Source organism: Streptomyces sp. NPDC037288, assembly GCF_055603265.1.
Genome location: NZ_JBVJVY010000048.1, coordinates 25427 through 52082 on the forward strand (window position 1 = coordinate 25427; position 26656 = coordinate 52082).

Annotated in this window: 25 protein-coding genes; 7 read left to right on the top strand and 18 right to left on the bottom strand. The window is 71.3% G+C overall.

The window, feature by feature from the left end:
* Positions 1–33 precede the first annotated feature (33 nt).
* Entirely contained in the window at positions 34–1812 is a 1779-nt protein-coding gene (gene argS / locus ACZ7GZ_RS35590) for an arginine--tRNA ligase (protein WP_471030783.1), read from the top strand.
* A 180-nt stretch (positions 1813–1992) separates the two neighbouring features.
* Here the strand turns inward: argS and ACZ7GZ_RS35595 are convergent, their stop codons facing one another.
* Entirely contained in the window at positions 1993–2967 is a 975-nt protein-coding gene (locus ACZ7GZ_RS35595; RefSeq protein ID WP_471030786.1) for a helix-turn-helix transcriptional regulator, read from the bottom strand.
* 72 nt (positions 2968–3039) lie between these two features.
* Here ACZ7GZ_RS35595 and ACZ7GZ_RS35600 point away from each other — a divergent pair, with 72 nt between their 5' ends.
* On the top strand, positions 3040–3426 hold the full coding sequence (locus ACZ7GZ_RS35600; protein WP_471030788.1) for a VOC family protein: 387 nt from the start codon (positions 3040–3042) through the stop codon (positions 3424–3426).
* Here the strand turns inward: ACZ7GZ_RS35600 and ACZ7GZ_RS35605 are convergent, their stop codons facing one another.
* The gene (locus ACZ7GZ_RS35605; protein ID WP_471030790.1) at positions 3427–4578 is read right to left on the bottom strand and encodes a hypothetical protein; all 1152 of its coding nucleotides are present in this window, start codon (positions 4576–4578) and stop codon (positions 3427–3429) included.
* Positions 4579–4725: 147 nt separating this feature from the next.
* On the opposite strand from ACZ7GZ_RS35605, the gene ACZ7GZ_RS35610 reads away from it, so the two are divergent.
* Positions 4726–5544 carry a DUF4253 domain-containing protein gene (locus ACZ7GZ_RS35610; protein WP_471030793.1) on the top strand — a complete coding sequence of 273 codons (819 nt, stop codon included), beginning with the start codon at positions 4726–4728 and terminating at the stop codon, positions 5542–5544.
* 85 nt (positions 5545–5629) lie between these two features.
* On the opposite strand, the gene ACZ7GZ_RS35615 is transcribed toward ACZ7GZ_RS35610, so the two are convergent.
* Positions 5630–6916 (bottom strand): helix-turn-helix domain-containing protein, encoded by a 1287-nt coding sequence (locus ACZ7GZ_RS35615; RefSeq protein ID WP_471030795.1) that lies wholly within the window; start codon positions 6914–6916, stop codon positions 5630–5632.
* A 159-nt stretch (positions 6917–7075) separates the two neighbouring features.
* Between ACZ7GZ_RS35615 and ACZ7GZ_RS35620 the strand changes: the two genes are divergently transcribed.
* A complete protein-coding gene (locus ACZ7GZ_RS35620) occupies positions 7076–7747 on the top strand; it encodes a DUF4232 domain-containing protein (protein WP_471030797.1) in 672 nt (223 codons plus the stop codon).
* Here the strand turns inward: ACZ7GZ_RS35620 and hemB are convergent.
* The 6 genes from hemB to ACZ7GZ_RS35650 form a co-directional block, all read right to left on the bottom strand.
* Entirely contained in the window at positions 7737–8750 is a 1014-nt protein-coding gene (gene hemB, locus ACZ7GZ_RS35625; RefSeq protein ID WP_471030800.1) for a porphobilinogen synthase, read from the bottom strand. The genes ACZ7GZ_RS35620 and hemB overlap by 11 nt on opposite strands.
* Positions 8751–9245: 495 nt before the next feature.
* Entirely contained in the window at positions 9246–10958 is a 1713-nt protein-coding gene (locus tag ACZ7GZ_RS35630; protein WP_471030803.1) for a bifunctional uroporphyrinogen-III C-methyltransferase/uroporphyrinogen-III synthase, read from the bottom strand.
* Complete coding sequence (gene hemC / locus ACZ7GZ_RS35635; protein WP_471030806.1) at positions 10955–11950, bottom strand: hydroxymethylbilane synthase; 996 nt, start codon at positions 11948–11950, stop codon at positions 10955–10957. Before hemC ends, ACZ7GZ_RS35630 begins: the two co-directional genes overlap by 4 nt.
* A complete protein-coding gene (locus ACZ7GZ_RS35640) occupies positions 11947–13662 on the bottom strand; it encodes a glutamyl-tRNA reductase (RefSeq protein ID WP_471030808.1) in 1716 nt (571 codons plus the stop codon). The genes hemC and ACZ7GZ_RS35640 overlap by 4 nt, the downstream gene beginning before the upstream one ends.
* Positions 13659–14435, bottom strand: a complete 777-nt coding sequence (locus ACZ7GZ_RS35645; RefSeq protein WP_471030811.1) for a redox-sensing transcriptional repressor Rex — start codon at positions 14433–14435, stop codon at positions 13659–13661. The genes ACZ7GZ_RS35640 and ACZ7GZ_RS35645 overlap by 4 nt, the downstream gene beginning before the upstream one ends.
* Before the next feature lie 281 nt (positions 14436–14716).
* The gene (locus ACZ7GZ_RS35650; protein ID WP_471030814.1) at positions 14717–14998 is read right to left on the bottom strand and encodes a glutaredoxin family protein; all 282 of its coding nucleotides are present in this window, start codon (positions 14996–14998) and stop codon (positions 14717–14719) included.
* Positions 14999–15161: 163 nt separating this feature from the next.
* Between ACZ7GZ_RS35650 and ACZ7GZ_RS35655 the strand changes: the two genes are divergently transcribed.
* The 3 genes from ACZ7GZ_RS35655 (at position 15162) to ACZ7GZ_RS35665 (ending at position 18725) form a co-directional block, all read left to right on the top strand.
* Complete coding sequence (locus ACZ7GZ_RS35655; RefSeq protein WP_471030816.1) at positions 15162–16091, top strand: HAD family hydrolase; 930 nt, start codon at positions 15162–15164, stop codon at positions 16089–16091.
* Positions 16092–16487: 396 nt separating this feature from the next.
* Positions 16488–17261: an ECF subfamily RNA polymerase sigma factor, BldN family gene (locus tag ACZ7GZ_RS35660; protein ID WP_471030819.1), complete on the top strand. Its 774-nt coding sequence runs from the start codon at positions 16488–16490 to the stop codon at positions 17259–17261.
* A gap of 246 nt (positions 17262–17507) precedes the next feature.
* Positions 17508–18725, top strand: a complete 1218-nt coding sequence (locus tag ACZ7GZ_RS35665) for a DUF5667 domain-containing protein (RefSeq protein ID WP_471030821.1) — start codon at positions 17508–17510, stop codon at positions 18723–18725.
* An 89-nt stretch (positions 18726–18814) separates the two neighbouring features.
* Here ACZ7GZ_RS35665 and ACZ7GZ_RS35670 read toward each other — a convergent pair whose 3' ends face one another.
* The 9 genes from ACZ7GZ_RS35670 to ACZ7GZ_RS35710 form a co-directional block, all read right to left on the bottom strand.
* Positions 18815–19870, bottom strand: coding sequence for a lysophospholipid acyltransferase family protein (locus tag ACZ7GZ_RS35670; protein ID WP_471030824.1), 1056 nt, complete (start codon positions 19868–19870; stop codon positions 18815–18817).
* A gap of 14 nt (positions 19871–19884) precedes the next feature.
* Positions 19885–20946 (bottom strand): NAD-dependent epimerase/dehydratase family protein, encoded by a 1062-nt coding sequence (locus ACZ7GZ_RS35675; protein WP_471030827.1) that lies wholly within the window; start codon positions 20944–20946, stop codon positions 19885–19887.
* A 194-nt stretch (positions 20947–21140) separates the two neighbouring features.
* Positions 21141–21239, bottom strand: a complete 99-nt coding sequence (locus tag ACZ7GZ_RS35680) for a 30S ribosomal protein bS22 (protein ID WP_003948845.1) — start codon at positions 21237–21239, stop codon at positions 21141–21143.
* Between the two features lie 135 nt (positions 21240–21374).
* Complete coding sequence (locus ACZ7GZ_RS35685) at positions 21375–21587, bottom strand: helix-turn-helix domain-containing protein (protein ID WP_121791081.1); 213 nt, start codon at positions 21585–21587, stop codon at positions 21375–21377.
* A 129-nt stretch (positions 21588–21716) separates the two neighbouring features.
* Positions 21717–22532, bottom strand: a complete 816-nt coding sequence (locus ACZ7GZ_RS35690) for a phosphatase (RefSeq protein WP_471030828.1) — start codon at positions 22530–22532, stop codon at positions 21717–21719.
* A 101-nt stretch (positions 22533–22633) separates the two neighbouring features.
* The gene (locus tag ACZ7GZ_RS35695; RefSeq protein ID WP_471030830.1) at positions 22634–23806 is read right to left on the bottom strand and encodes an acetoin utilization protein AcuC; all 1173 of its coding nucleotides are present in this window, start codon (positions 23804–23806) and stop codon (positions 22634–22636) included.
* Positions 23757–24983, bottom strand: coding sequence for an MFS transporter (locus tag ACZ7GZ_RS35700; RefSeq protein ID WP_471030831.1), 1227 nt, complete (start codon positions 24981–24983; stop codon positions 23757–23759). The genes ACZ7GZ_RS35695 and ACZ7GZ_RS35700 overlap by 50 nt, the downstream gene beginning before the upstream one ends.
* Positions 24984–25070: 87 nt before the next feature.
* Positions 25071–25811, bottom strand: a complete 741-nt coding sequence (locus tag ACZ7GZ_RS35705; RefSeq protein WP_471030834.1) for a VC0807 family protein — start codon at positions 25809–25811, stop codon at positions 25071–25073.
* A 92-nt stretch (positions 25812–25903) separates the two neighbouring features.
* Positions 25904–26548: an HAD family hydrolase gene (locus tag ACZ7GZ_RS35710; protein ID WP_471030835.1), complete on the bottom strand. Its 645-nt coding sequence runs from the start codon at positions 26546–26548 to the stop codon at positions 25904–25906.
* Positions 26549–26656 lie beyond the last annotated feature (108 nt).

The window sequence follows — 26656 nt, forward strand, 5'->3', positions numbered from 1 at the left end:
TCCATCCCCACGAGGAGAACGGCACCCATTCCTATGGCCTCGGTCACGTCCCTCAGCGATTCCGTCCAGCAGCACCTCGCGTCCGCCCTCTCGGCCACCCTGCCCGAGGCCGCCGGCGCGGACCCGCTGCTGCGACGAAGCGACCGGGCCGACTTCCAGGCCAACGGCATCCTGGCGCTCGCGAAGAAGGCGAAGGTGAACCCGCGGGAGCTGGCGACGCAGGTCGTCTCCCAGGTCGTCACCGGCGACGAGCTGATCCAGGACGTCGAGGTCTCGGGCCCCGGCTTCCTCAACATCACGATCGCGGACAGGGCGATCACCGGGAACCTCGCCGCGCGGTACACGGACGAGACGGGCCGCCTCGGCGTGCCGTACGCCGAGCACCCCGGTACGACGGTGATCGACTACGCGCAGCCGAACGTCGCGAAGGAGATGCACGTAGGCCACCTGCGCTCCGCCGTCATCGGCGACGCGGCGGTCCAGCTCCTCGAGTTCACCGGCGAGAACGTGGTCCGCCGCCACCACATCGGCGACTGGGGCACCCAGTTCGGCATGCTCATCCAGTACCTGGACGAGCACCCGCACGAGCTGGACCACAGGGCGTCCGCCGAGGACACGGCGGCTTCGGGTGAGGAGGCGATGTCGAACCTGGACCGCCTCTACAAGGCCGCGCGGAAGAAGTTCGACTCCGACGAGGAGTTCAAGACGCGCGCCCGCCGCCGGGTGGTCGACCTCCAGGCAGGCGACCCGCACACCCTCGCCGTGTGGCAGAGGTTCGTCGACGAGTCGAAGATCTACTTCTTCTCCGTCTTCGAGAAGCTGGACATGGAGGTCCGGGACCCCGACATCGTCGGCGAGTCGGGCTACAACGACATGCTGGCCGAGACCTGCCGCCTCCTGGAGGAGTCGGGAGTGGCGGTCCGCAGCGAGGGCGCCCTCTGCGTCTTCTTCGAGGACATCAAGGGCCCGGACGGCAACCCGGTGCCGCTGATCGTCCAGAAGTCCGACGGCGGCTACGGCTACGCGGCCACCGACCTCTCCGCGATCCGTGACCGCGTCTTCAACCTCAAGGCGAACACCCTCCTCTACGTGGTGGACGCCCGCCAGGCCCTGCACTTCAGGATGGTCTTCGAGACGGCGCGCAGGGCCGGCTGGCTCAACGACGACGTGAAGGCGCACCAGCTGGCCTTCGGCACGGTCCTCGGCAAGGACGGCAAGCCGTTCAAGACCCGCGAGGGCGAGACGGTCCGCCTGGTCGACCTCCTCGACGAGGCGATCGACCGCGCCTCGGCCGTCGTACGCGAGAAGGCCCAGGACCTCTCCGAGGAGGAGATCGCCGAGCGGGGCACCCAGGTGGGCATCGGCGCGGTGAAGTACGCGGACCTGTCGACGTCGGCGAACCGGGACTACAAGTTCGACCTGGACCAGATGGTCTCCCTGAACGGCGACACGTCCGTCTACCTGCAGTACGCGTACGCCCGTATCCGGTCCATCCTCCGCAAGGCCGGCGAGACCCGCCCGGCCGCGCACCCGGAGCTGGGACTGGCCGACGCCGAGCGCGCCCTGGGCCTGCACGTGGACGCGTTCGCGCAGACGGTGGCGGAGGCGGCGGCGGAGTACGCCCCGCACAAGCTGGCCGCGTACCTCTACCAGCTGGCCTCCCTCTACACGTCCTTCTACGACAAGTGCCCGGTCCTGAAGGCCGAGACGCCGGCGCAGGTGGAAAACCGCCTGTTCCTCTGCGACATCACGGCCCGCACCCTGCACCAGGGCATGGCGCTGCTGGGCATCCGGACACCGGAAAAGCTCTGACGCCCAGGCCTTCGAGTCACCGACGGCCCCACCTGTGCGTACGTCCGGACGGCGCGGTGCAGGCGGTGTTCCCGGGGCTGGGCGAGGACGACATCGTCAGCTCCGGCGTCCCGGCGTTCCACGTCCCACGCACGTGGCTGTCCACCCGGAGACCGGCGGGGTCCACGGTTCAGCGGTCGGTCAGCCGGACGGCGCGTCCGCAGCCCCCGCGTTCTCCTCGGCAAGTTCCAGGGCGCGGCGTGCCAGGGCGTGGCGTACGGCGTCCGGGGCGAGGACCCGCAGCGGTGTCCCCAGGCTGAGGAGGTAGCGGGCGAGGCCGTCCGCGTCGGGGCCGCCGATGTCGACCAGGGTGGCGTCGGGACCGTCGGGGCGGTGGGTGCCGACCGTGGGCGGGACGAGGCGCAGGGCCTGGTCCAGGGGGACGGGGAGGCGGACGGTCGCGGACAGGGGGTAGGGGCCGTTCGCGATGTTGCGGGAGACCAGGTGCGCCGGGTCGGGTGGGTCCGTGAGGTCCGCGGGGCGGCCGGTGGGCTGCAGGCGGTCGACCCGGTCGGCGCGGAAGGTGCGCCACTGGCCTCGGGTCACGTCCCGCGCTACGAAGTACCAGCGGCGGCCGGTGTGGACGAGGCGGTAGGGGTCCACGTCCCGGACCGTGGGCCGCCCCTCCCCGTCGGTGTACGACAGCCGGGCACGTTCGCCTTGGCGGCAGGCGACCGCCAGCTCCAGCAGCAGGCCCGGCCTGATCTGAGGGCCGTCGGCTCCGGGGAGCCGTACGAAGGCGTCGTCCAGCTCGCCGAGGCGGTCCGCCACGCGCCGGGGCAGGACCTGCCGCAGCTTCAGCAGTGCCGACAGGGCCGCCTGGTCACCGCCGAGCGCGTCGCTCAGGGCCGCCTCGCGCAGGCCGACCGCCACCGCCAGCGCCTCCTCGTCGTCGAGGATCAGCGGCGGCACCCGGGACCCGGCACGCAGGCGGTATCCGCCCCAGGGGCCGGCCTCCGAGTCGACGGAGTAGCCGAGGTCCCGGAGTCGTGCCACGTCCCGGCGGACCGTACGGTCCGTGACCTCCATGCGCTCGGCCAGCTCGGTGCAGGTCCAGGACGGGCGGGAGGACAGCAGGGACAGCAGCCGTAGGAGGCGGGCGGAGGAGCTGAGCACGGCGGCAAGTCTGGCACCTTTCCCAGGTGACCAGGACCGGAACTGTCCTGGTCATGCCCTAACGTCGCTTCCATGACCACAGAGACCTCCTCCGCACCCGCCTTCCGCTACGCCGCCGTCACCTTCGACTGCGCCGATCCCGCCGAAATGGCCCGCTTCTACGGCGAGTTGCTCGGCATGTCCGTCCTCTACTCCAGCGACGACTTCGTCCTGCTCGGCAAGGAGGGCGCGACCGGCCTCGGCTTCAACCGCCTCGCCGACTACCGCCCGCCCACCTGGCCGGACCCCGCGCAGGAGAAGCAGGCGCACATCGAGCTGGGCGTCGACGACCTGGACATCGCGGAGAAGCGGCTGCTCGGACTGGGTGCCGGCAAGCCCGGGTTCCAGCCTGGCGGGGAGCGGTGGCGGGTGCTGCTGGACCCTGCCGGGCACCCGTTCTGCATCACGACGCTGGTGTAGTCAGTTGCTGATGAGGGTTCCCTGGACGGGGTCACGGCGTGATCGTCGGCCCCGTCCCCCGCGTGGCGCCCGTTGGGGCCAGAACAGTACGTACGCCGCCGAGCCGATCCCGAAGGCGAGGCGGATGAACCCCTGGGCGGCGTCCGACGGGATCAGCAGGGCGCTGCCGTAGAGGGAGATCAACGCGATCCAGCTCACCCACGGGACCAGCCGGCGTTGGCCTATCGAGTCCCAGATGAGGGTGCCGAGGAGGACCGAGGCGTTGTAGTACGTGTACACGCTCGGGTCCAGGAGGATGCGCGCGTCGGCGGCCAGGAACACGACCGCCGGCCAGCGGTTCCGGCGTACCGCGAGTGCGCCCAGCACCATGCCCAGGGCCATCTGGGTGGGGCGGTCCCACCACGGGGTCACCGGGTCGTGCGCGCCGAACCAGCGCAGTGAGGACGCCGGTTGGTTGGGGATGGTGAAACGGGCCGCGTGCAGGGTGTCCAGGTGGGTCAGGTAGAAGGGGAGCCAGGCCACCGCCACCAGGCCGAAGGTCCAGGCCGCCGCGCGCAGGCGGGACGGGCGGGGCAGGGCCAGGAGCAAGGGCAGGAAACCGACCGCCCAGGGTTTGGAGTCGACCGCCAGCGCCAGGAGCACGCCCACCGCCGGCGCGTTGCCGCGGACCAGGGCGCGGACGGCGAGGGTGGTGAAGAACAGGGCCAGGACGTCGTCGAGGTGGGCGAAGCGGACCGAGACCTCGACCCACATGGGGATGAAGGCCGCGCCGGCGATCAGGACGCGTTGCTGGAGGCGTTTGTGGTTGAGGCCGGTGCCGAGGTTGTGGTCGGCGGCGGCGCGGCCGACCAGGACGAGCATGTACAGGCCGAGGCCCGACATGAACGCGTCGGCCAGTTTCTCGCCGACGTCGGCCGGGAAGGGTGCGAAGAGTCCGGCGGTCAGGAAGCTGACGGGGCCGATCTGCAGCTCGGGGTGGTTGGCGTAGAGGGCGAGGCCGCCGCCCGGCCGCTGGCCGAAGAGGAGTTGCCGGCCGTCGGTCAGGTAGTGCCAGGAGATGGCGGCGTGGCGTTCGGCCACGACGAACCAGGCGGCCGTCCACAGGGTGAGCAGCACGATGTGCCACCGCACCGGGTAACGCCCGATCCGCACGTTCCGTCCTTCCCTCGCCCGTCAACCCGTCAATCCGTCACCCGTCCCCGTCCCAGCACCACCTGGTAAGAGAGACTTCGGCGGGCGCCGGTTCATCGGTAAGGCCGGTCAACGGCGTTGTCAGTGGCGGGCTTTACAGTCACGGGCATGGCGACTCTTCCCAATCCGCTGCCCGAACTGGCCACCGACCCCAGCGGGCGTTCCCTCGGGCTTCAACTGCCGCCCGGCAGGCTCGTCGGCATGTCGTACGACGGCTCCTGGCACGAACCTCTGCTGTGGTACGCGGAGAAACCGGCCGCGCCGGGCACCTGGAAGGCGCTGGGGGCACCGGCCGCCCGCGCCGGTCTGCTGCCGGTGCTCGTGGACGCCGGCGGCTCCGGGGACGGCGTGGAGGGCTGGGTGCTGCTGCCCGGCGAGACGTCGTACCCGGGCGATCACGACGCCGAGGACGTCCTCGCGGAGTACTGGTGGGAGGAGACGGAGGACGGCGAGACAGCCGAGGAGATCGAGCCGTTCGGGGACGAGTGGCCCGGGCTCGCGCCCGCCGCCGCTCTCTCCGCCGACCCGGACACCCGCGCCGCGCAGGTCGCCGACGCGCTGGGCGGGCGTCCGGAGCCGGGCGTCGAGGAGGCGCACCTCGCCCTGGTCCCGGCCCGCCGGTCCGCCGACATCCCGGCGGCGATCGGCTGGACCGGCCCGGTGAACTACGAGGCCGACGTGGCCCGGATGTGCGCGGTGCTGCGCTCCTGGGAGGACCGCTTCGGCATACGGGTCGTGGCGCTCGGTCTGGACACCCTCGTCGTGTCCGTCGCGGCCCCGCCGGCCACGCAGGAGGAGGCCGAGGCGGTGGCGGCGGAGCACTTCGCGTTCTGCCCGGACAATGTCCTCCAGGGCGAGCGGGACACCCTCCGCGCGTACGCGAAGGAACTGGTCGGACAGCCCGTCTGGACCTTCTGGTGGGACTGACGGCGGCAGCCGGGCCGGCTCGGGTGCGAGCGGGCGGGCGCGCGGGCTGAGGCGGACTCGCCGGCGGTCGTCGCCCGGGTCGGGCTCAGCCCGCGTCCGCGTCCGCCGCCGGCTTCCACTTCTCGCCGCCCAGCGGGAAGGCGTACGCGGGCCGTCCGTTGTTTCCGCTGGTGCGGAACGGCCGGCCACCGTCGTCGATCCGCAGCGTGCCGTGACGTGTCCCGCTGGACCAGGACAGCTCCAGGTACCAGCTGACGTCGTACGCGGAGGCGTCGGCCGTGATGTGGAAGACCTCGGGGTCCGACCGGCTCACCTTGAACGGGAAGCCGCGGTGTCCGGACTCCGGTACGACCCCGGGGCGCAGGGCGTCCAGGGCGATCGTGAAGGAACGGGTCGGCACGCCACCGCCGCAGCCCACGCCCGGGTAGCCCATGGCGTAGTCGTTCCAGGCGAGCGGCGCCCGCCGGCCCGCCATGCGCACCGAAAGCCCGTCCAGGACGACGGTGTCCGAGCCGGTGCCCTGCACGGTGAACGTGACGTACTGCTCCCTCGCCGGGACCGCCTTGTGCACGGCCACCCAGGCGGGCGCGTCCTGTTCCAGCGGGGGCGGGGAGACGTCGGCCGGGGCCCGGTCGACCAGGTAGTGCTGGGAGCAGGGGTCCGTCCAGGCGTAGGGGTGGGCGGTGACCGCGAGGGGCGGGGCGGCGGCCGTACCGCGCTCCGGCGTACGACCGGTGTGCGCGGTGCCGGGCCTGGCCCCGGACGGCGTGCCGGCGGCCGGGGACGAGGCGGGGGAAGGGGTGGCCGAGCGGGCGGATGCCGTTCCGTGCGCGGCACCGGCCGTCGGCGGCGGGTGCCCTGCGGAGGGGATGCCCGCGGCGGATCCGGCGATCCTGCCGTCGTGCCCGGCGCCGCCGGAGGAGGTGGTGAGACTGAGGGCGAGCGCCACGGTGCCGAACAGGGCGGTGACGGTGAGGGCGGCGAGGAGGACGGTCCGGGGACGCCGGCGGGTCCGACCGTCCGGCACCCTCTCCTGGGCAGACGCCTCACCAGGTGCCGGCTCCTCCCGCACCGGGACGTCAGGCACCGGGACGTCAGGGACCGGCTCCTCCCGCACCGGTTGCTTCCGCCCCCGCACCGCATCCGCCAGCACCCACCTGCGGTGCAGCTCCACGAGTTCCCCGGGGGTGGCCCTGCACAGGCGGGCCAGACGCTCCACGGGGGCGTAGTGCAGCGTCGACGTACTCATGTGGAGCCGCTTGGCGAGCGTGCCGTAGCTGTGCCCGGAGCGGTGCTTCAACTCCCGCAGTAATTCCGCGAAACCGGTCTCCGTGATGCCGTCCGCCACCGTTCCTCCACCCCCATGTCCCATCCCGGCGTTCCAGGGAGGGATTGTTTCCGCAGGTCATCCCCGATGCAGCCGTTCCAGCGTCCCGGATCTTCCGTAGCTCCTGGCCACCGGGACGAAACGCCGCACAGGCTGTGTGTCATCCAAACACGCCAACGGGCCCGGCCCGAAAGAGGACTTGCCATGCGAATGCGCCATATCCGTCTGTACGCCGCGACCGGTACCGCCCTGACCGCTCTCGCCCTCACGGCGTGCGGAGCCGGCGGAACCGGCACGAAGGACGAGGGCGCTGTCCGGCCGAAGCCGACGACGGCCCCCACGGCGGCGGCCAGGACCACCACGCCCGGCGCCGGCACCGCCACCGCGTCGCACGCCACCGCCCTGTCCGCCCGCACCTCCGCGGCGAAGCCGGGCACGCGCACCGCCGCGCTCCACCCCTGCAACGGCTCGAACACCAAGGTGACCGCCACCCCGGTGTCCCGCCCGCTCAACCACCTGCTGCTCACCGCGACGAACACCAGCGGCAGGCGCTGCGACCTGTTGTACTGGCCGACCCCGCGCTTCGACGAGGCGCAGTGGGCGCCAAAGGTGATGAAGGACAGCGAGCCGCAGGCCGTGGTGTCCTTGGCGCCGGGCGAGTCGGGGTACGCGGGCGTGCGGCTGTCGGCGGCCGACGGCAGCGGTCACAACGGCACCACCGCCCACAAGCTGGAGGTGCTCTTCCTGGGCCGCACGCCGGACACCGACGGCGGGCCGTCCGCGCACCCCTCGCTGCCCGCGAACGGCGTGTACTACGACACCACGCTGGCCATGACGTACTGGCAGCGGGACAGGTCGGACGCGCTCAGCTGGTGACGCCCTCGAACCGCCGCAGCTTCTGCGCCGCCTCGGTCGCCCAGTAGGTGAGGATGTTCCGCGCCCCGGCACGCTTGATGCCGGTCAGCGTCTCGAGGACGGCCCGGTCGCGGTCGACCCAGCCCTTCTCCGCGGCGGCCTCGACCATCGCGTACTCGCCGGAGATCTGGTAGGCGGCGACGGGCACGTCCACCGTGTCCGCGACCCGGGCGAGGATGTCGAGGTAGGGGCCGGCCGGCTTGACCATCACCATGTCCGCGCCCTCGGCGAGGTCCAGCTCCAGCTCCCGCAGGGACTCGCGCCAGTTGGCGGGGTCCTGCTGGTACGTCTTCCGGTCGCCCTGCAGCGACGACGCCACGGCCTCACGGAAGGGGCCGTAGAAGGCGGAGGAGTACTTGGCGGTGTAGGCGAGGATCGCCACGTCCTCGCGCCCGATCTGGTCGAGCGCGTCACGGACGACGCCGATCTGACCGTCCATCATCCCGCTCGGCCCGACGATGTGCGCACCGGCGTCGGCCTGCACCTGGGCCATCTCGGCGTACCGCTCCAGGGTCGCGTCGTTGTCGACGCGGCCCTCGGCGTCCAGGACCCCGCAGTGCCCGTGGTCGGTGAACTCGTCCAGGCACAGGTCGGACATGACGAGCAGGTCGTCGCCGACCTCGGAGCGGACGTCACGAAGGGCGACCTGCAGAATCCCGTCCGGGTCCGTGCCGACCGTGCCCAGGGCGTCCTTCTTGGCCTCCTCCGGCACGCCGAACAGCATGATCCCGGAGATCCCGGCCGCCACGGCCTCCGCCGCCGCCTTCTTCAGGCTGTCGCGGGTGTGCTGGACGACACCGGGCATGGCGGCGATCGGCACGGGCTCGCTCACGCCCTCCCGGACGAACGCCGGGAGGATGAAGTCGGCCGGGTGCAGCCGCGTCTCGGCGACCATACGGCGCATGACGGGCGAGGTCCGCAGCCGCCGGGGACGCGTACCGGGAAACGATCCGTACTTCGTCATGCCGTCTACGCTACGCCCGCCCGGCCCGCGCCTTTGCCAACACCGTGTCGGCCCGGTGCATCGCTCACAGGCGGCCCGCAGACACCGCGTTAGCGGGCACAGCGACGGCGTCGTACGAAGCTTTTGCGCTCCCCCGGCGATCCCGGGACCCGCCCGCCTCCCCGGCGTTCCACGGGCGTTCGCCTTCTCCCAGACCGGCAGCCGGCCCGCGATCCACGACCTCGTCAACTCCGCCACCAGCACGCCCGACATGACGATGGACGAGCTGGAGGACACCACGGACGTCAACGACCCGCCCTCGGTCTCCCCCTCGACACCACCGGCAGCTTCACCTGCGCCTGGCGGCCCTCGCCGTGCCCACGGCGGCGACCGTCGCGCTCACCGCGCGCGAGCTCCCGAGCAGCGGGCGGAGTCCTTCGTCCGCGTACGCCTCCGGGCACTGACGCATGCCTGCGGCCCGCACCCGTGAGTCGGGTGCGGGCCGCAGGTGTGCCGTCAGGTGGTCGTACGACGCCGGCGCGCCCCCGGCCGCCGCTCGCTCGGCCGCGTCACCGGGTCCCCCGCCTCCAGCGCGGCAGCCCGCCGCTTCATCCCGAAGTCGGCCAGCGCCTCCGCCAGCTTGTGCACCGACGGCTCCGGAGCCATGACGTCGACCCGCAGCCCGTGCTCCTCGGCCGTCTTCGCCGTGGCCGGGCCGATGCACGCGATCACCGTCACGTTGTGCGGCTTGCCCGCGATGCCCACCAGGTTCCGGACCGTCGAGGACGAGGTGAACAGGACCGCGTCGAAGCCGCCGCCCTTGATCGCCTCCCGGGTCTCCGCCGGGGGCGGCGAGGCCCGCACGGTCCGGTAGGCCGTGACGTCGTCGACCTCCCAGCCCAGCTCGATCAGCCCGGCGACCAGCGTCTCCGTGGCGATGTCGGCCCGGGGCAGGAACACGCGGTCGATCGGGTCGAAGACCGGGTCGTACGGCGGCCAGTCCTCCAGCAGACCGGCGGCCGACTGCTCCCCGCTCGGCACCAGGTCCGGCTTCACACCGAAGGCCACCAGCGCCTTCGCGGTCTGCTCGCCCACCGCGGCCACCTTGATACCCGCGAACGCGCGGGCGTCGAGGCCGTACTCCTCGAACTTCTCCCGTACCGCCTTCACCGCGTTGACCGACGTGAAGGCGATCCACTCGTAGCGGCCGGTCACCAGGCCCTTGACGGCACGTTCCATCTGCTGGGGCGTGCGCGGCGGCTCGACCGCGATCGTCGGGACCTCGTGCGGCACCGCGCCGTAGGACCGCAGCTGGTCGGAGAGCGACGCCGCCTGCTCCTTCGTGCGCGGCACGAGCACCTTCCAGCCGAACAGCGGCTTGGACTCGAACCACGACAGCTGGTCGCGCCGGGCGGCGGCGGAACGCTCGCCGACCACGGCTATGACCGGCCGGCCGCCGTCGGGGGACGGCAGCGCCTTCGCCTGCTTCAGGGTCTGCGCGATCGTGCCGAGCGTCGCCGTCCAGGTGCGCTGCCGCGTCGTCGTACCGGCGATCGTCACCGTCAGCGGGGTGTCCGGCTTGCGGCCCGCCGTCACCAGCTCACCCGCCGCGGCGGCCACCGAGTCCAGGGTCGTGGAGACGACGACCGTGCCGTCCGACGCGCCGACCTCGGTCCAGCAGCGCTCCGACGCCGTACGGGCGTCCACGAACCGGACGTCCGCACCCCCGGCGTCCCGCAGCGGCACACCGGCGTACGCGGGCACACCGACCGCCGCCGCCACGCCCGGTACGACCTCGAAGGGCACTCCGGCGGCGGCGCAGGCGAGCATTTCCTCGGCCGCGTACGTATCAAGTCCCGGGTCCCCGGACACCGCACGGACGACCCGCCTGCCGCCCCGCGCGGCCTCCATGACAAGATGAGCGGCATCCCGGGCAGCAGCCGGGACAGCGGCGGCTGTTGACGTGCCGTCAACGACCGTCAGCTGGGGTGTGCCCGTGCCCGGCGGCGAGACCGAAGAAGGGTCTGCGTCCGTCTGGATCACGGAGACGCCCTGTCGGGCGTGCGTCCGGATCACGTCGAGCACCTCGTGCTCGGCGACCAGGACGTCCGCGTTCGACAGCGCCTCCACGGCGCGCAGAGTCAGCAGTCCCGGATCTCCGGGTCCGGCACCGAGGAAGGTGACGTGCCCGTGTTCAGGACCGGCGGCAGGAAGGGCGGTGGGGCTCAATGTGCTCGCTCCCCCATCAGACCGGCCGCGCCCTGCGCAAGCATCTCGGTGGCGAGTTCGCGACCGAGCGCCAGCGCTTGGTCGTGCGTCTCGGGCACGGGACCGGTGGTGGACAGCTGCACCATGCGGGTGCCGTCGGTCGTGCCGACGACGCCGCGCAGGCGCATTTCCTTGACAATCTGCCCGTCGGCCTGGGGGTCCCCCCGCTCGAGCGGAGCCGAGAGTGGGGGAAGGTCGGCCAGCGCGCCCACAGGGGCGCTGCAGCCGGCCTCCAGGGCGGCGAGCAGTGATCGTTCGGCGGTCACGGCGGCCCGCGTGAACGGGTCGTCGAGCTCACCGAGCGCCGCGATCAGGTCCGCGCGGTCCGCGGCACACTCGATCGCCAGGGCCCCCTGGCCGGGGGCGGGCAAAACCGTGTCGACCGACAGGAAGTCGGTCACCTCGTCGATCCGGCCGATCCGGTTCAGTCCGGCGGCGGCCAGGACGACCGCGTCGAGTTCGCCGTCCTGGACGTACCGGATGCGGGTGTCGACGTTGCCGCGTATCGGGACCGTCTCTATGTCCAGGCCGTGGGCGCGGGCGTACGCGTTCAGCTGCGCCATGCGGCGCGGCGCGCCGGTGCCGATGCGCGCCCCGCGCGGCAGGTCCGTGAACTTCAGCGCGTCCCGGGCGACGATCACGTCGCGCGGGTCCTCGCGCACCGGGATGGCGGCCAGGACCAGCTCCTCGGGCTGCGCGGTGGGCAGGTCCTTGAGCGAATGAACCGCGAAGTCGACCTCGCCCTTGAGCAGCGCGTCGCGCAGCGCCGTGACGAACACGCCGGTGCCGCCGATCTGCGCCAGGTGCTCCCGGGAGATGTCGCCGTACGTGGTGATCTCGACCAGCTCGACGGGCCGCCCGGTCACCTGGCGGACGGCCTCTGCCACCTGCCCGGACTGGGCCATGGCGAGCTTGCTCCGCCTGGTCCCCAGTCTCAAAGCCTTGTCACTCATGCCGGTCGGTCCTTCTCGTCTGTGCTGTCCCCGGCCCGGGAGACGGAGGCGACCGTCTCGGGGTCGAGGTCGAACAGGGTGCGCAGCGCGTCCGCGTACCCGGCGCCGCCGGGCTCGGCCGCGAGCTGCTTGACCCGTACGGTCGGCGCGTGCAGCAGCTTGTCGACGACCCGGTGCACGGCCTGGCGGATCTCGCCGCGCTGGCGTTCGTCCAGGTCGGGCAGGCGGCCGTCGAGCCGCGCGATCTCACCGGCGACGACGTCGGCGGCCATGCTGCGCAGCGCGACCACGGTCGGCGTGATGTGCGCCGCCCGCTGTGCCGCGCCGAAGGCCGCGACCTCGTCGGAGACGATACGCCGGACCAGGTCCACGTCGGCCGCCATCGGCGCGTCGGCGGAAGCTTCCGCCAGCGACTCGATGTCGATCAGCCGTACCCCGGCCAGCCGGTGCACGGCCGCGTCGATGTCGCGGGGCATCGCCAGGTCGAGGAGGAAGAGGGAGGGCGCCGGACGCTCGGCGACCGGCTCGGGCTTGCGCCGCTCGGGGATCCGGCCCACGGTCGCGACGGTGGCGGCGAGCGCGGTGATCAGCTCGGCGTCCGCCTCGGGTGTACGCCGGTCCCGGCGGTCCACCGTGCCGCCCGCCGCCCAGGCCGCGTGCTGCTCCAGGGTGGCCGCGTCCATGCCGGCGACGGCGGCCTCCCCCATGACGGAGAAACCGGGCTGTACGGCGGCCAGGTCCAGCGGGCAGTTCTCGTCGGTGCCGACGCTGGTGGGCGGCAGCGGGGTGACGGTGGCCTTGGGGGCCGTACGAGCGCTGCCGTCCTGGGCCGTACGACCGCTGCCGGCGATCTCGGCGACGGGGGCCCCGGTGCGGCCCTCGACCGCCTGGGCGACCGCCTCCGCCGTGAGCACCAGGCCCGTCGCCCCGGTACAGGAGACGATGACGTCGGCACGTGTCAGCTCGCCCGGTATGGCATCCATCGGCACCGCGCGGGCGGTCGCCGTGCTGTCCTCGGCCTCCGTGAGGATCTGCGCGAGCCGCTCGGCGCGCTCGAAGGTGCGGTTGGCGACGACGACCTCGGCGATCCCGGCCCGCGCGAGCGTGGCCGCGGCCAGCGAGGACATCGACCCGGCGCCGATGACCAGCGCCTTCTTGCCCTCGGCCCACGCGGGCACCGCGGCACCGACGGCCAGCTGCTCCAGACCGAAGGTGACCAGGGACTGGCCGGCGCGGTCGATGCCGGTCTCGGAGTGGGCGCGCTTGCCCACCCGCAGGGCCTGCTGGAACAGGTCGTTCAGCAGCCGTCCGGCGGTGTGCAGCTCCTGCGCCCTGGCCAGCGCGTCCTTGATCTGCCCGAGGATCTGCCCCTCGCCGACGACCATGGAGTCCAGGCCGCAGGCCACCGAGAACAGGTGGTGGACGGCCCGGTCCTCGTAGTGGACGTAGAGATAGGGGGTCAGTTCCTCCAGGCCGACACCGCTGTGCTGGGCGAGCAGCGTGGACAGCTCGGCGACACCGGCGTGGAACTTGTCCACGTCGGCGTACAGCTCGATGCGGTTGCAGGTGGCGAGCACCGCGGCCTCGGTGGCCGGCTCGGCGGCGACCGTGTCCTGCAGCAGCTTGGTCTGGGCGTCCGCGCTCAGCGCGGCCCGCTCCAGCACACTGACCGGCGCGCTGCGGTGGCTCAGCCCGACGACGAGGAGACTCATGCCGGCATCACGGCGGGTACGTCCCCGTCGGGCCCCTGGTCGGCGGAAGCGTCGGCGGACACGCCGCGAGGAGCGGTGGCGGGCAGCGCGCCGTCGCCCGCGGCGGTCTCCTCGCCGGCCTTGCGCTGCTCGTGGAAGGCGAGGATCTGGAGTTCGATCGAGAGGTCGACCTTGCGCACGTCGACGCCGTCCGGGACGGACAGCACGGTCGGCGCGAAGTTCAGGATGGAGGTGACCCCGGCGGCCACGAGCCGGTCGCAGACCTGCTGGGCGGCACCGGCGGGGGTGGCGATGACGCCGATGGAGACCCCGTTGTCCTTGATGATCTTCTCGAGGTCGTCCGTGTGCTGGACCGGGATGCCGGCGACAGGCTTTCCGGCCATTGCGGGATCGGCGTCGATGAGGGCCGCGACCCGGAAACCACGGGAGGCGAACCCGCCGTAGTTGGCCAGGGCGGCGCCGAGGTTACCGATACCGACGATGACAACCGGCCAGTCCTGGGTCAGGCCGAGTTCACGGGAGATCTGGTAGACGAGATACTCCACGTCGTAGCCGACACCGCGCGTTCCGTAGGAGCCCAGGTACGAGAAGTCCTTGCGCAGCTTGGCGGAGTTGACCCCCGCCGCCGCGGCCAGCTCCTCGGAGGAGACCGTGGGTACCGAGCGCTCCGACAGCGCGGTCAGGGCTCGGAGGTACAGCGGAAGCCTGGCGACGGTGGCCTCGGGGATCCCTCGGCTACGGGTCGCCGGTCGGTGTGATCGGCCAGTTGCCACGGTGCTCCTGCGGGTAGAGCGGGGCTGCGGGCGGTCATACGTCCCCAGACCGCCCCGTCGACAGCAGGCTATGTCTTTGTGAACGCGTGCACAAAGATGGTGTCCGATTTGCCCGGCAGAAGTGACCGGGGTCACGCAACCGGTGCGCCCTCGCCGGGAACCGGCACATACGCACCGACGTTCCTTCGTTACTGGGGGCAAAACCGCACACTCTCCTCACGAATCCCGCCCCCGAGATCAAACCGCCGTTGATCCTAAGCGACTTTCCGGACCAGTTTGTACTAGTCGGTCAGTGCCCGGCGCAGTCGCTCCTCGTTCACGCGCCAGAAGGTGTGCTGTTCACCGTCGATCAGCACGACCGGGATCTGCTCCCAGTACCGGTCGTGCAGCGCGGGGTCCTCGGTGATGTCCTTCTGCTCCCAGGACACGCCGAGTTCGCCGCAGACCTTGTCGACGACGAGCTCGGCGTCGTCGCACAGATGACAGCCGGGCTTGCGGATCAGCGTGACGAGCCGCTCGCGGGGATCGGCCTTGCGCCGGAAAAGGGGACTCATACCGGCCATTCTCCCGCGCCGCCCGCCGACCGCCTCCCCCGCGCGCGGGGGGCCGCTGGGCGCGCGCCCGCCCAGCGGCCCCGTGGCGTTTAACGGACCGGTCGCGGAGAGTTCACGCGCTTCCAACCTCTCGCCTGACGGAAGCACCGAACAAACTGGCTATGCTCACGACATGGCCGCTCTCGGATGGCTCACTCCTCGTAGGCGCTCCGCCACGGCGCGCAGCGTGTTGGCAGGCGAGGCCTCGGCGGAGGCTGCCCGCAAGTCCTCCCAGGAAGCGCAGGAAGCCCCGCAGGTCGCCGAGGAGGAACCGGAGTTCCCGGTGATCGGCGACGACAAGGCGGCTGCCTTCTTCGACCTCGACAACACCGTGATGCAGGGCGCCGCGCTGTTCCACTTCGGCCGGGGTCTGTACAAGCGGAAGTTCTTCGAGACCCGTGACCTGGCCAGGTTCGCCTGGCAGCAGGCGTGGTTCCGGCTGGCCGGCGTGGAGGACCCCGAGCACATGCAGGACGCCCGGGACTCGGCGCTGTCGATCGTCAAGGGCCACCGCGTCGCCGAGCTCGCATCGATCGGCGAGGAGATCTACGACGAGTACATGGCCGACCGCATCTGGCCCGGCACCCGCGCCCTGGCCCAGGCCCACCTGGACGCCGGCCAGAAGGTGTGGCTCGTCACGGCGGCGCCGGTGGAGATCGCCCAGGTGATCGCCCGCCGCCTGGGCCTCACGGGCGCCCTCGGCACGGTGGCCGAGTCGGTGGGCGGCGTCTACACCGGCAAGCTGGTCGGCGAGCCCCTCCACGGCCCCGCGAAGGCGGAGGCGGTCCGCGCCCTGGCCGCGGCGGAGGGCCTGGACCTCTCCCGCTGCGCGGCCTACAGCGACAGCCACAACGACATCCCGATGCTGTCCCTGGTCGGCCACCCCTACGCCATCAACCCCGACGCCAAGCTGCGCAGACACGCCCGCGACAAGGACTGGCGCCTGCGGGACTACCGCACGGGGCGGAAGGCCGCGAAGGTGGGCATCCCGGCGGCGGCCGGCGTCGGCGCGGTTGCCGGTGGCACTGCGGCGGCGATCGCCCTGAGCCGCCGGCGCCGATAGCCCGGGGTCGACGCGGAACATCGCCGCAGGACTGCGTGTCGCCGCCGCTGCGGGTCCTCGTGGTTGCTCGCGCAGTTCCCCGCGCCCCCGGGGAGCTGCAGTGCCCCCCTGTCTCCGGCACGCCCCACGCCGCACGGATTATGCCGCGGCCATTTCAACACGCCCCGTACCTTGCCGAAACCGGGCGCTTTTCGATCAACAAGCGGTCAATCTACGGCACTTGATGCGGCGTCAATCGGTAAGAGAAGCGACGCAATCGATGATTTGAGCAACTCGGTGTAGCAGTGCCTGCACGAAGCGTTATTCTCCTCAGACGCAAACCGGTACCCCTCCGTCGCTACGACGGGTGAACGGTCCCGCACTGCACGTGATGGAAGCTCTGCCTCTGGGAGTCCCGTGTACCCACACGTCGGGGTTGACGCCTCGGGCCTGGCTACGCTGCGCGCAACGATCAAAGAGACGCTGCGCGGCCTCGTCCCCACCGCGTACGCCGTCCCCGCCTTCGCCGCCGCCGCGCCCGTCGGCCCGTGCTACGCACTGGCCGACGGCGGCGCCGCGGTCGGCAGACGAGGGCGCTCCGCCGGCTCCGCCACCACCGCCCGCCGCCCGGCCGCCGACAGCGACAGCGCCCGGATGATGGACCTGGTCGAGCGCGCCCAGGCGGGTGAGGCCGAGGCCTTCGGCCGGCTGTACGACCAGTACAGCGACACGGTGTACCGGTACATCTACTACCGCGTCGGCGGCCGGGCCACCGCCGAGGACCTCACCAGCGAGACCTTTCTGCGAGCGCTCAGGAGGATCGGCACCTTCACCTGGCAGGGCCGGGACTTCGGCGCCTGGCTGGTGACGATCGCCCGTAACCTCGTCGCCGACCACTTCAAGTCGAGCCGCTTCCGGCTGGAGGTCACCACCGGCGAGATGCTCGACGCCAACGAGGTCGAACGCTCCCCGGAGGACTCCGTCCTGGAGTCCCTGTCGAACGCCGCGCTGCTGGACGCCGTACGCCGGCTCAACCCACAGCAGCAGGAGTGCGTCACGCTCCGCTTCCTCCAGGGGCTCTCGGTCGCCGAGACCGCCCGCGTCATGGGCAAGAACGAGGGCGCCATCAAGACCCTCCAGTACCGCGCCGTACGCACCCTGGCCCGGCTTCTGCCGGACGACGCGCGCTGAGCCGCAGCCCGCACCCGACACCCACCGCGACACTCAACTCACGCTCCGTGAAGGCCGGTTGCCTTTCCGATCCGGTCATCCGCCGTCCGTAACCCAAGTGCCGCGCCAGTCGTTGTGCGGGATACAGGCTCCCTGCGGTCACGTCTTGGCCGACCCTGATCACTCGATCGTGTGGAAGTGGTCGCGGCGTGCAACCCTCAGGACCCCCTGGGGAGTCGACCGTCATGACGAGAGGAGGTGCCGCCAGTGATCGCGAACGTATCGGCCCACCGGCGGGCGAGCGCCTTCGCCCAGGCCCTGGAGGAGCAGTCCGACCGGGACACGGCGGCCGAGCAGTCCGTAAGCCCGGCGGGATGCCCGCCGACCGCGGAGGAACAATCCGAGCGGGGCGAGCTGCTGGCCCTCGCTGCGGACCTCGGCGCGCTGCCCAGGCCGCAGCTCGACCCCGAGGTCAAGGTCGTGCAGCGCGCCCAGCTGGTGGCCGCGATGGAGGCCATGCTCCAGGAGGGCGCCGGGGCGGCGGACGCGTCGGTACCCAGACAGAAAGGCGCGCACCGGGCGAGCCCCCTGGGCAAACTCCGCCCGCGTTCGCGGCTGACCAAGGGGCTCGCCGCGGGCGGGCTCAGCGTCGGCGTGGCCGCCGGGGCCTTCGGCGGGGTCGCCGCCGCGAGCTCCGACGCCCTGCCCGGCGACTCGCTGTACGGCCTGAAACGCGGCATGGAGGACTTCAAGCTCAACTACCTGACCGACGGCGACGACCAGCGCGGCCAGACCTACCTCGACCAGGCCTCCACGCGGCTCAGCGAGGCCCGTCGGCTGATGGAGCGCGGTCGCGGCGGCCAGCTCGACCACGAGTCCATCGGCGAGATCCGACGCACCCTCTCCGGCATGCAGCATGACGTCACCGAGGGCCACCGCCTGCTCCACGAGGCCTATGAGGCCGACCCCGGCTCCCTCGGCCCGATCCAGGCCCTGTCCGCGTTCTCCCGGTCGCACCGCGAGGCCTGGAGCGCGCTCAGGGACAGGCTGCCCGTGCAGCTCGGGGACGTCAAAGAGCAGGTGTCGTCGGTGTTCGACGCCATAGACCAAGAGGTCGCCCCGCTGCAGTCCCTGCTCCCGCAGTCGCCCTCCCCGAGCAGCAGCGAGAAGCGGCAGGGCTCCGGCTCGGCACCCACCGGTTCCTCCGGCGGCCACCGGCCGACCGCGCCGAGCTCCTCCGGCCACACCCCGTCCTCCGGCAAGCGCGGGAGCACCAAGGACCCGAGCGGCTCGGCGACCGGCAACGGCGGCGAGGGCCTCATCGGCGGAAACACGGGCGGCCTGCTGGAGCCGCCGAAGCTCGGCCCCGGCAGCAGCGCGCCGTCCACCAGCAAGCCCCCGACGAGCGCACCGGACGTCACCCTTCCCCCGCTCCTCCCGGGCCTCCTGCCCGGCCTGGGCATCGAGGGCGAGGAAACGCACTAGCCCCGGTTACGGCTACGACGGCGGGGGCGCCCTGTCCGAGCAGGGCGCCCCCGTCGTCGTACCGGGCCGGTGTCAGCAGAACACCGGCGTCAGAAGAACACCGACCGCCGCTGCACCAAGAGCTTGTACAGCGTGTGCTGGATCTGCTCCCGCACCTGGTCGGTCAGGTTGAACATCAGCATCGGGTCCTCGGCCGCCTCCGGCGGATACCCGTCCGTCGGGATCGGCTCACCGAACTGGATGGTCCACTTCGTCGGCAACGGGATCGCGCCCAGCGGGCCGAGCCAGGGGAAGGTCGGGGTCAGCGGGAAGTACGGGAAGCCCAGCAGCCGCGCCAGCGTCTTCGCGTTGCCGATCATCGGGTAGATCTCCTCCGCCCCGACGATCGAGCAGGGAATGATCGGTGCGCCCTGCCGCAGCGCGGTCGACACGAAACCGCCGCGGCCGAAGCGCTGGAGCTTGTACCGCTCGCTGAAAGGTTTCCCGATGCCCTTGAAGCCCTCCGGCATCACCCCGACCAGCTCGCCCTGCGCCAGCAGCCGCTCGGCGTCCTCCGCGCACGCCAGGGTGTGCCCCAGCTTGCGGGCCAGCTCGTTGACCACCGGCAGCACGAACACCAAGTCCGCCGCCAGCAGCCGCAGGTGACGGTCGGCCGGATGGTGGTCGTGCACGGCGACCTGCATCATCAGCCCGTCCAGCGGCAGCGTCCCGGAGTGGTTGGCGACGATCAGCGCCCCGCCCTTCGCCGGGACGTTCTCGATGCCCTTCACCTCGACCCGGAAGTACTTCTCGTACACCGGCCGCAGCAGCGACATCAGGACCTGGTCGGTCAGCTCCTCGTCGTAACCGAAGTCGTCGACGTCGTAGTCCCCGGTCAGCCGGCGCCGCAGAAAGGCCAGTCCGGCCGCCACACGCCGCTCCAGGCCGCCGCCGGGCCCGTCGGCACCCGATCGCTCCACCGGCTCCTGCTCACGGCTCACACGCCCATCTTCCCGGGCCCCTGCCCGGCCCGGCAGAGACTGGACCTCACCCATCTCACCGAGGGCGCCGCGCCGGCTGCCCGTGCCCCGGCGCCGCGCCGGGCGCTGCGCCGCGCTCCCACGGGACCGGTCGTCGTCGAACGGAATGACCTTGGCGTCCGCCATCGTTGCCGCTCTCCTCAGTTGGCGCTGTGCGTGGTAGGCCGGCCGCCGGCCCGCGCGGCCAGCCCGGCGATCCGGTCGACGGCCCCCGCGAGGGCCTCCGGCGGCACCAGCCCGGGGCCCTGGCCGCGTGCGAAGTCCGCGAACGTCTCCGCCGTCGTGTACCTGGGGGTGAAGCCCAGGGTGTCGCGCATCTGGACCGTGTCCACCACCCGCCCGTGCGTGAGCAGCCGGATCTGCTCCGGCGAGAAGTCCGTCATCCCCAGCGTACGCACCAGCGAACCCGCCCAGGTGACCGCCGGCAGCAGCAGTGGCACGGTCGGCCGCCCGAGCCGCCGGGAGCACTGCGACAGCAGCAGCACGCCGTCCCCGGCGATGTTGAAGGTGCCGCTGTTGAGGGTGCCCCGGCGCGGGTCGTGCGACGCGATCCTGAGCACCTCGACGACGTCGTCCTCGTGCACGAACTGCAGTCGCGGGTCGTAGCCGAACACGGTCGGCAGGACGGGCAGTGCGAAGTAGGAGGCGAGCGGGGTGTCCGCGGCCGGCCCGAGGATGTTGGCGAACCGCAGCACGCACACGGCGACGTCCGGCCGCCGCCGGGCGAACCCGCGCACGTACCCCTCGACCTCGACCGTGTCCTTCGCGAAGCCACCGCTGGGCAGCGACTTCGGCGGAGTCGTCTCGGTGAACACGGCCGGATCACGCGGCGCCGATCCGTACACGTTCGTGCTGGACTTCACCACCAGCCGCTTCACCGTCGGCGACTTCTGGCAGGCACCGAGCAGCTGCATGGTGCCGATGACGTTGGTCTCCTTGACGGTGGCCCGGCTGCCGCTGCCCAGCGCCGTGCCCGTCACATCCATGTGGACGACCGTGTCGGCGCCCGTCTCGGCGAGCACCCGGGCGATCGTCGGCTGCCGGATGTCGGCCTGGATGAAGTCCGCCCCGCCCAGATGGTGCGCCGGCGGCACCGCGTCCACGGCGATCACCCGGTCGACATCGGGATCCCGCTGGATCCGCCGTACGAAGCGGCCGCCCAGTTGCCGGGCCACTCCGGTGACGAGCACGACCTTCCCCAAGATCAGCGCCTTCCTTCGTACGTGATGCGTACGGCCAACCTAGCGGGTCGATGTTGCGCTGTGATGACCGCCCGATGCAGGAAGTGACGGAAATTCACTCATCGGAACTTCCGGGTTCCCCGGATATGCCTGTGGCCCCCCACCAGTGCTGGCGGGAGGCCACAGGTACACGCTGACACGCTCTCGCGCGTCGCTTACTTCTTGTTGCGACGCTGAACGCGCGTGCGCTTGAGCAGCTTGCGGTGCTTCTTCTTGGCCATCCGCTTGCGCCGCTTCTTGATAACAGAGCCCACGACTACCCTCGCTCACTTCTCATCACTCGGTTGTTTGGGCGCCATGGGCCCACACGACCTACGAGGGGCTAGCCTACCCAACCGAGCGCCCAGGTCGTAATCGAGGGGGTGTCCCCGGGTTGCCCGGGGTAGCCGTCAGGCAGTCTCCACCCCCACATAGCTGTCACGGAGGTACTCGTGTACCGCTTGTTCCGGGACGCGGAAGGACCTCCCCACCCGGATCGCGGGCAGATGACCGCTGTGCACCAGGCGGTACACGGTCATCTTCGACACTCGCATCACCGAGGCGACCTCCGCCACGGTAAGGAACTGAACCTCGTTCAGAGGCCTCTCGCCAGCTGCAGCCATGACACACCTGAACCTTCCGCACTCGACGGCCACCGGCTTCCCCTTCCGGTGACTCTTCGTCGTTGCGTGCTCACTCCCCAATGTAGGGGCGGGTGATGCAAGTGGGGAAGAGGTGCACCCATCGCAGGCCTACTGTGACAGACACGCTCGTTTGAGTACGTAGCGGGTGAGCGGCCGGTAGTGATCAGACGGCACCGCGTCATCAACCGGAACGACGACGGACACGCGCCCCTCCGCCTCCCCCACGAACAGTGCCGGATCGTCGGTGTCGGCCAGACCGATGGCCTCGAACCCCAGCTGACCTGCACCGCAGACCCATCCGTGATCCCCGACGACCAACTCGGGCAACGGCCCACCACCTTCCGCCGCGGCCTCCAGCACGACCCGAACCGGCAGCGGCGAATGACAGTGCACGCCCGGCTCACAACCGGGGCGCCCACCGACGGTTTCCCGCACCAACCCGACACCTCGCGCGTAGTCGACCGCACACGTACGTAGGCCGAACCGGGTCAATATGTCGACACAGCGACCCTGCGCAGGGGTGAGCACGTCACACCCCGCCGCCGAGAGCGCGTCCGCCAGGCCGGCGTAGAACCCGAGCAGCCGGTGCGGATGCCCGGTCCCGAACAGCACGGGCGCACCCCGCCGGGCAGCCTCCCCGATCCGCCCCGCGAAAGCGTCCAGCGCGGCCAGCGTCCGCTCGGGATCGATCACATCCCGGCCGGAAGTGTGCCGGGGATCGGCCGAAACCCCGCACCTCTCCGCCATGAGCTCCAGCACGTCCCGCTGCCCCCAGGCCCCTTCGGGATCGATCCCGATCAGCACCCGCGGGTCCCGGGCGGCGAACAGCCGATAACTCCGCAGACTGTCCTCCCGGGACGTCCCGACCTCCCCGGCAAGCCGAACAGCCAGCAGATGCGCACGCAGAGCTCCGCTGGTCAACACGGTTGCGATGGTGACGCATGGGCAGCGCAACCGGGACCGGAACGGGGGAAGTGCGCACGGTTGGCGTAACGACGGGCCAGGAGACGGAGCCCCCGGCCGGTTCAGGGAAGAAGCCCCCGCAGGGGAAACACCGCCCGACGAGTGGCCCGTACCGCCTGATCAACCCGATCCGCAGGGTCGTAACCCGACTCCCACGACGCCCAACTCACCGGCCACCGCCCATCGGTCATCCGCTGCGGCCCCAACTGCCGGGTCCGGGCGAACACCTCCCGCCGCCACTCCTCGGGAATCACCGTCTCCGGCGCCACCGGCCTCCCCGCAGCGATCGCGACCAGGTGCGTCCACGACCGCGGCACGACATCCACCACCGCATACCCGCCGCCCCCCAGAGCGACCCACTTCCCCCCGGCGTACTCGTGCGCCAGCTCATGGCACGCCACCTGCACGGCCCGCTGCGCGTCCAGCGACACGGCGAGATGCGCCAGCGGGTCCTCGAAGTGCGTATCGGCCCCGTGCTGCGACACCAGCACCTGCGGACGGAACTCCGCGAGCAGCTCCGGCACCACCGCGTGGAACGCCCGCACCCATCCCGCGTCCCCGGTCCCCGCCGGCAGCGCCACGTTCACCGCGGCCCCCTCCCCCGCCCCGGCCCCGGTCTCCTGCGGCCATCCGGTCCCCGGGAACAACGTACGAGGATGCTCGTGCAACGAGATCGTCAGAACCCGCGGATCCTCCCAGAACGCCGCCTGCACCCCGTCCCCGTGATGCACGTCGACGTCCACGTACGCGACCCGCTCGGCCCCCAGCTCCAGCAAACGCGCGATGGCCAGCGACGCGTCGTTGTACACGCAGAACCCCGACGCACCCCCGGGCATCGCATGGTGCAGCCCGCCCGCGAAGTTCACGGCGTGCTCCGCGTCCCCCCGCCACACCGCCTCCGCCGCCCCGACCGACTGCCCGGCGATCAACGCCGACACCTCGTGCATCCCCGCGAACGCAGGATCATCAAGAGTTCCGAGCCCGTACGACGCGTCGGCCCCCGCCGGATCGGCCGACGCGGCCTTCACGGCGTCGATGTAGTCCTGCCGGTGCACCAACCGCAACGTCGACTCCCCGGCGGGCTTGGCCGCGACGACCTCCATCTCCCGGTCCAGCCCGAAGGCACCCACCAGTTTCCGGGTCAGTGCCAGCCGGGCCGGATCCATCGGATGGTCCGATCCGAAGTCATAGCCCGTTACTGCCTCGTCCCACATCAGCTGTGCGCGGCCGCTCATGCCCGCCACCGTATCGGTCCGGTTGAGCGGCGAACGACCTGGCGTACACCAGCGTCACCAGCACCAACACCATCGGCACGAGCATGGCGCCGCGATAGCTCCACGCCTCGCCCAGCGCCCCCACCAACGGCGAACCGACCAGAAAGCCCACGTAATTGAAAATATTCAGCCGCGCGATGGCCGCATCCGAAGACCCTGAGCCGTGATTCTCAAAAGCGAGCCGCCCGGCCGCCGCGAACGTCTGCGGCACCAGCACGCACAGTCCCAGACCCAGCAGCGTGAACCCGAGCATCCCGGCCCACGCCCCTGGCGCCGACGCCACCACCGCGAACCCGCCGGCCGCCACCAGCGTCCCGAGCCGTACGACCGCCACCGCCCCGAACCGCCGCACCCCGAAGTCCCCGATGGCCCGCCCCAGGAGGGTGGTCACCATGTACACGTTGTACGGCACGGTCGCCAGCTGCTCCGAACTCCCCAGCACGTCCTTCAGATACTTCGCGCTCCAGTTGGAGACGGTCGAGTCCCCGATGTAGGCGAAGGTCATCACCAGGCACAACGGCAGCAGCAGCTTGAAGACGACACCCCCGCCCTGGGCGCCGTGTTCCGCCGAAGGCGTCGCGTCCCCGTCGACGTACCACCGGCTCCCCAGGAGCGTCGCCGGCAGCAGCACGGCCACCACCGGCAGGTACGACACCCACAGCGCGAGATGCCAGTGCGCCCCGACCCACGCCAGCGAGGCGCCGAGGATCCCGCCCAGGCTGTACGCGGCATGGAAGCTGAGCATGATGCTGCGCCCGTACGACCGCTGCAGGCTCACCCCGAGCATGTTCATGGAGGCGTCCAACGCCCCCACCGCCAGCCCGAACGCGCCCAGCGCCACCGCCAGGTCCACGATCCGCCCACCCGCCCCGGCACCCAGCAGCGCCAGCAGCACCAGCGGCTGGGACCAGCGCAGCAGCCGGCTGGGCCGTATCCGCTTCACCAGTTGCTCGGTGGTCACGCTGCCGACACCGGCGAGGACCGGCACCGCGGCCAGGAAGGCCGGCAGCAACGCGTCCGAGATGCCGTACCGGTCCTGGACGGCCGGGATGCGCGTCACCAGCAGGGCGAAGGTCGCGCCTTGGGCGAAGAAGCTGAACGCCAGCGAGGCCCTACCGCGCCGCAGCACATCAGTCATGGCGGCGAGCGTAGGGCCCCGGACTACCTGTGGGTAGATCCAGCCAAAGATGAATTTCCTTCAGCTTTACCTGGTGGGTCGAGCGGCTCAGGCGGCGGCGGGCGCGGTGGCCGCGGCCTCGCCGGCCTCGGCTCCGGACTCCGTCTCGGCCTTCAGCATCTTCTCCATCGGCTCGATGGCCAGTCCACCGCCGACGACCACGCCGATCCCGATCGCGCCGACCAGGAAGACGGTGCCCAGCCAGACCATGGTGTCCACGGGAACGGTGTAGGCACCCACGACCCGCGCGACACACTCGGCGAGCAGCGCCAGGCCCCAGACGACGGAGTAGGCCCGCTCCTTGCGCAGGAACTCCGCGGACCGGGCCGCCACCCCGGACGTCAGCCGGGCCCAGGCGGCCTCCTTGGCCGCGTCCCCCTTGACGAGGAAGGGCTTCAGACCCGCGGTCATCATCGGCCTGCCCAGCCGCACCGAGAGCAGGATCCCGAACGCGACGGTGCTGCTGACCGCTCCGTCCTTGGCGAGCATCAGCCGCGGGTCACCGGAGACGAAGGTCAGCAGCAGGGAGACGACGTTGACGGCCAGGATCAGCCCGGCGAGTCCGTTCGCCTTCCGCTCCTTCACCAGGCTCCACACGGTCCGCGCCGCCGGCACCACGCTGCTCCAGGCGAGCGCGGCGAAGGTGCTCATCCCGAAGGCGTCCTTGAACAGGTAGTACGAGCCGAGCGGCACCGCCACGTCCACGACCAGCGGAATGAAGTTGTCCAGCACGCTCGGGTTCTGCTTGTGCTGCTCGGTCCGGCCCTGGGCCCCCGTGTTCTTCGTCATGCTCTTAGCTTCGCCCCCGCAGGGGTCCGCCAGTAGAAACGATCGTCCGGACGTCCGCATGACAATTGTCAGGTCCGGCCCGATGGCTCAGGTCAGACCAGCAGGTCAGCCAATTCTCCCATGGACGAGAAAAGTTGATCGGCCCCGGCCAGCCTCGCCGCGGGCGTCATCGCGGTGAACCCGAAGACGTCCATCCCGGCCGCCACGGCCGCCTGCACGCCCAGCGGAGAGTCCTCTATGACCAGGCACCGTTCCGGAGCCACGCCCATCCGCTCCGCCGCGTACAGGAACAGATCGGGCGCCGGCTTCCCCCGTCCCACGTCCTCGGAGCTGAAGATGCGGCCCTGCGCGAACCACCGGTCGAGCCCGGTCGTCCGATGCCCGACGCGGATCCGCGCATGACTCCCGGAGGAGGCCACGCAGTACGGCACCCCGTCCGCGGCCAGCTTCTCCAGTACGCCCTCGACGCCGGCCACAGGCTCCAACTCCCGCTCGAACGCGGCGAACACCCGCGCGTGGAAGACGTCGTCGAAGTCGTCCGGCAGCCGCTGCCCGGTCCGCTCCAGCACCAGTTCATGGATCCGGTGCATGGCCGATCCCATGTAGTCCCGGATGGAGTCCTCGTACGAGGTGGGGTGCCCCAACTCGGTCAGGTGGGCGGCCAGTAGCCGATTGGAAATGGGCTCACTGTCGACGAGCACCCCGTCGTTGTCGAAGATGACCAGGTCATAGCGCATGCAGTCGAGCTTAAACGCAGAAAGGCCCACGCCGGATGGCGTGGGCCTTTCTCAAGATTTGTTCGGCGGTGTCCTACTCTCCCACAGGGTCCCCCCTGCAGTACCATC

What these genes read in the sequence shown, in the direction of transcription:
- argS (WP_471030783.1), top strand. Translation starts at nt 34, where the DNA reads ATGGCCTCGGTCACGTCCCTCAGCGATTCCGTCCAGCAGCACCTCGCG.
- ACZ7GZ_RS35600 (WP_471030788.1), top strand. Translation starts at nt 3,040, where the DNA reads ATGACCACAGAGACCTCCTCCGCACCCGCCTTCCGCTACGCCGCCGTC.
- ACZ7GZ_RS35610 (WP_471030793.1), top strand. Translation starts at nt 4,726, where the DNA reads ATGGCGACTCTTCCCAATCCGCTGCCCGAACTGGCCACCGACCCCAGC.
- ACZ7GZ_RS35615 (WP_471030795.1), bottom strand. Translation starts at nt 6,916, where the DNA reads ATGGGACATGGGGGTGGAGGAACGGTGGCGGACGGCATCACGGAGACC.
- ACZ7GZ_RS35620 (WP_471030797.1), top strand. Translation starts at nt 7,076, where the DNA reads ATGCGAATGCGCCATATCCGTCTGTACGCCGCGACCGGTACCGCCCTG.
- hemB (WP_471030800.1), bottom strand. Translation starts at nt 8,750, where the DNA reads ATGACGAAGTACGGATCGTTTCCCGGTACGCGTCCCCGGCGGCTGCGG.
- hemC (WP_471030806.1), bottom strand. Translation starts at nt 11,950, where the DNA reads ATGAGTGACAAGGCTTTGAGACTGGGGACCAGGCGGAGCAAGCTCGCC.
- ACZ7GZ_RS35640 (WP_471030808.1), bottom strand. Translation starts at nt 13,662, where the DNA reads ATGAGTCTCCTCGTCGTCGGGCTGAGCCACCGCAGCGCGCCGGTCAGT.
- ACZ7GZ_RS35650 (WP_471030814.1), bottom strand. Translation starts at nt 14,998, where the DNA reads ATGGCCGGTATGAGTCCCCTTTTCCGGCGCAAGGCCGATCCCCGCGAG.
- ACZ7GZ_RS35655 (WP_471030816.1), top strand. Translation starts at nt 15,162, where the DNA reads ATGGCCGCTCTCGGATGGCTCACTCCTCGTAGGCGCTCCGCCACGGCG.
- ACZ7GZ_RS35670 (WP_471030824.1), bottom strand. Translation starts at nt 19,870, where the DNA reads ATGGCGGACGCCAAGGTCATTCCGTTCGACGACGACCGGTCCCGTGGG.
- ACZ7GZ_RS35685 (WP_121791081.1), bottom strand. Translation starts at nt 21,587, where the DNA reads ATGGCTGCAGCTGGCGAGAGGCCTCTGAACGAGGTTCAGTTCCTTACC.
- ACZ7GZ_RS35695 (WP_471030830.1), bottom strand. Translation starts at nt 23,806, where the DNA reads ATGAGCGGCCGCGCACAGCTGATGTGGGACGAGGCAGTAACGGGCTAT.
- ACZ7GZ_RS35700 (WP_471030831.1), bottom strand. Translation starts at nt 24,983, where the DNA reads ATGACTGATGTGCTGCGGCGCGGTAGGGCCTCGCTGGCGTTCAGCTTC.
- ACZ7GZ_RS35705 (WP_471030834.1), bottom strand. Translation starts at nt 25,811, where the DNA reads ATGACGAAGAACACGGGGGCCCAGGGCCGGACCGAGCAGCACAAGCAG.
- ACZ7GZ_RS35710 (WP_471030835.1), bottom strand. Translation starts at nt 26,548, where the DNA reads ATGCGCTATGACCTGGTCATCTTCGACAACGACGGGGTGCTCGTCGAC.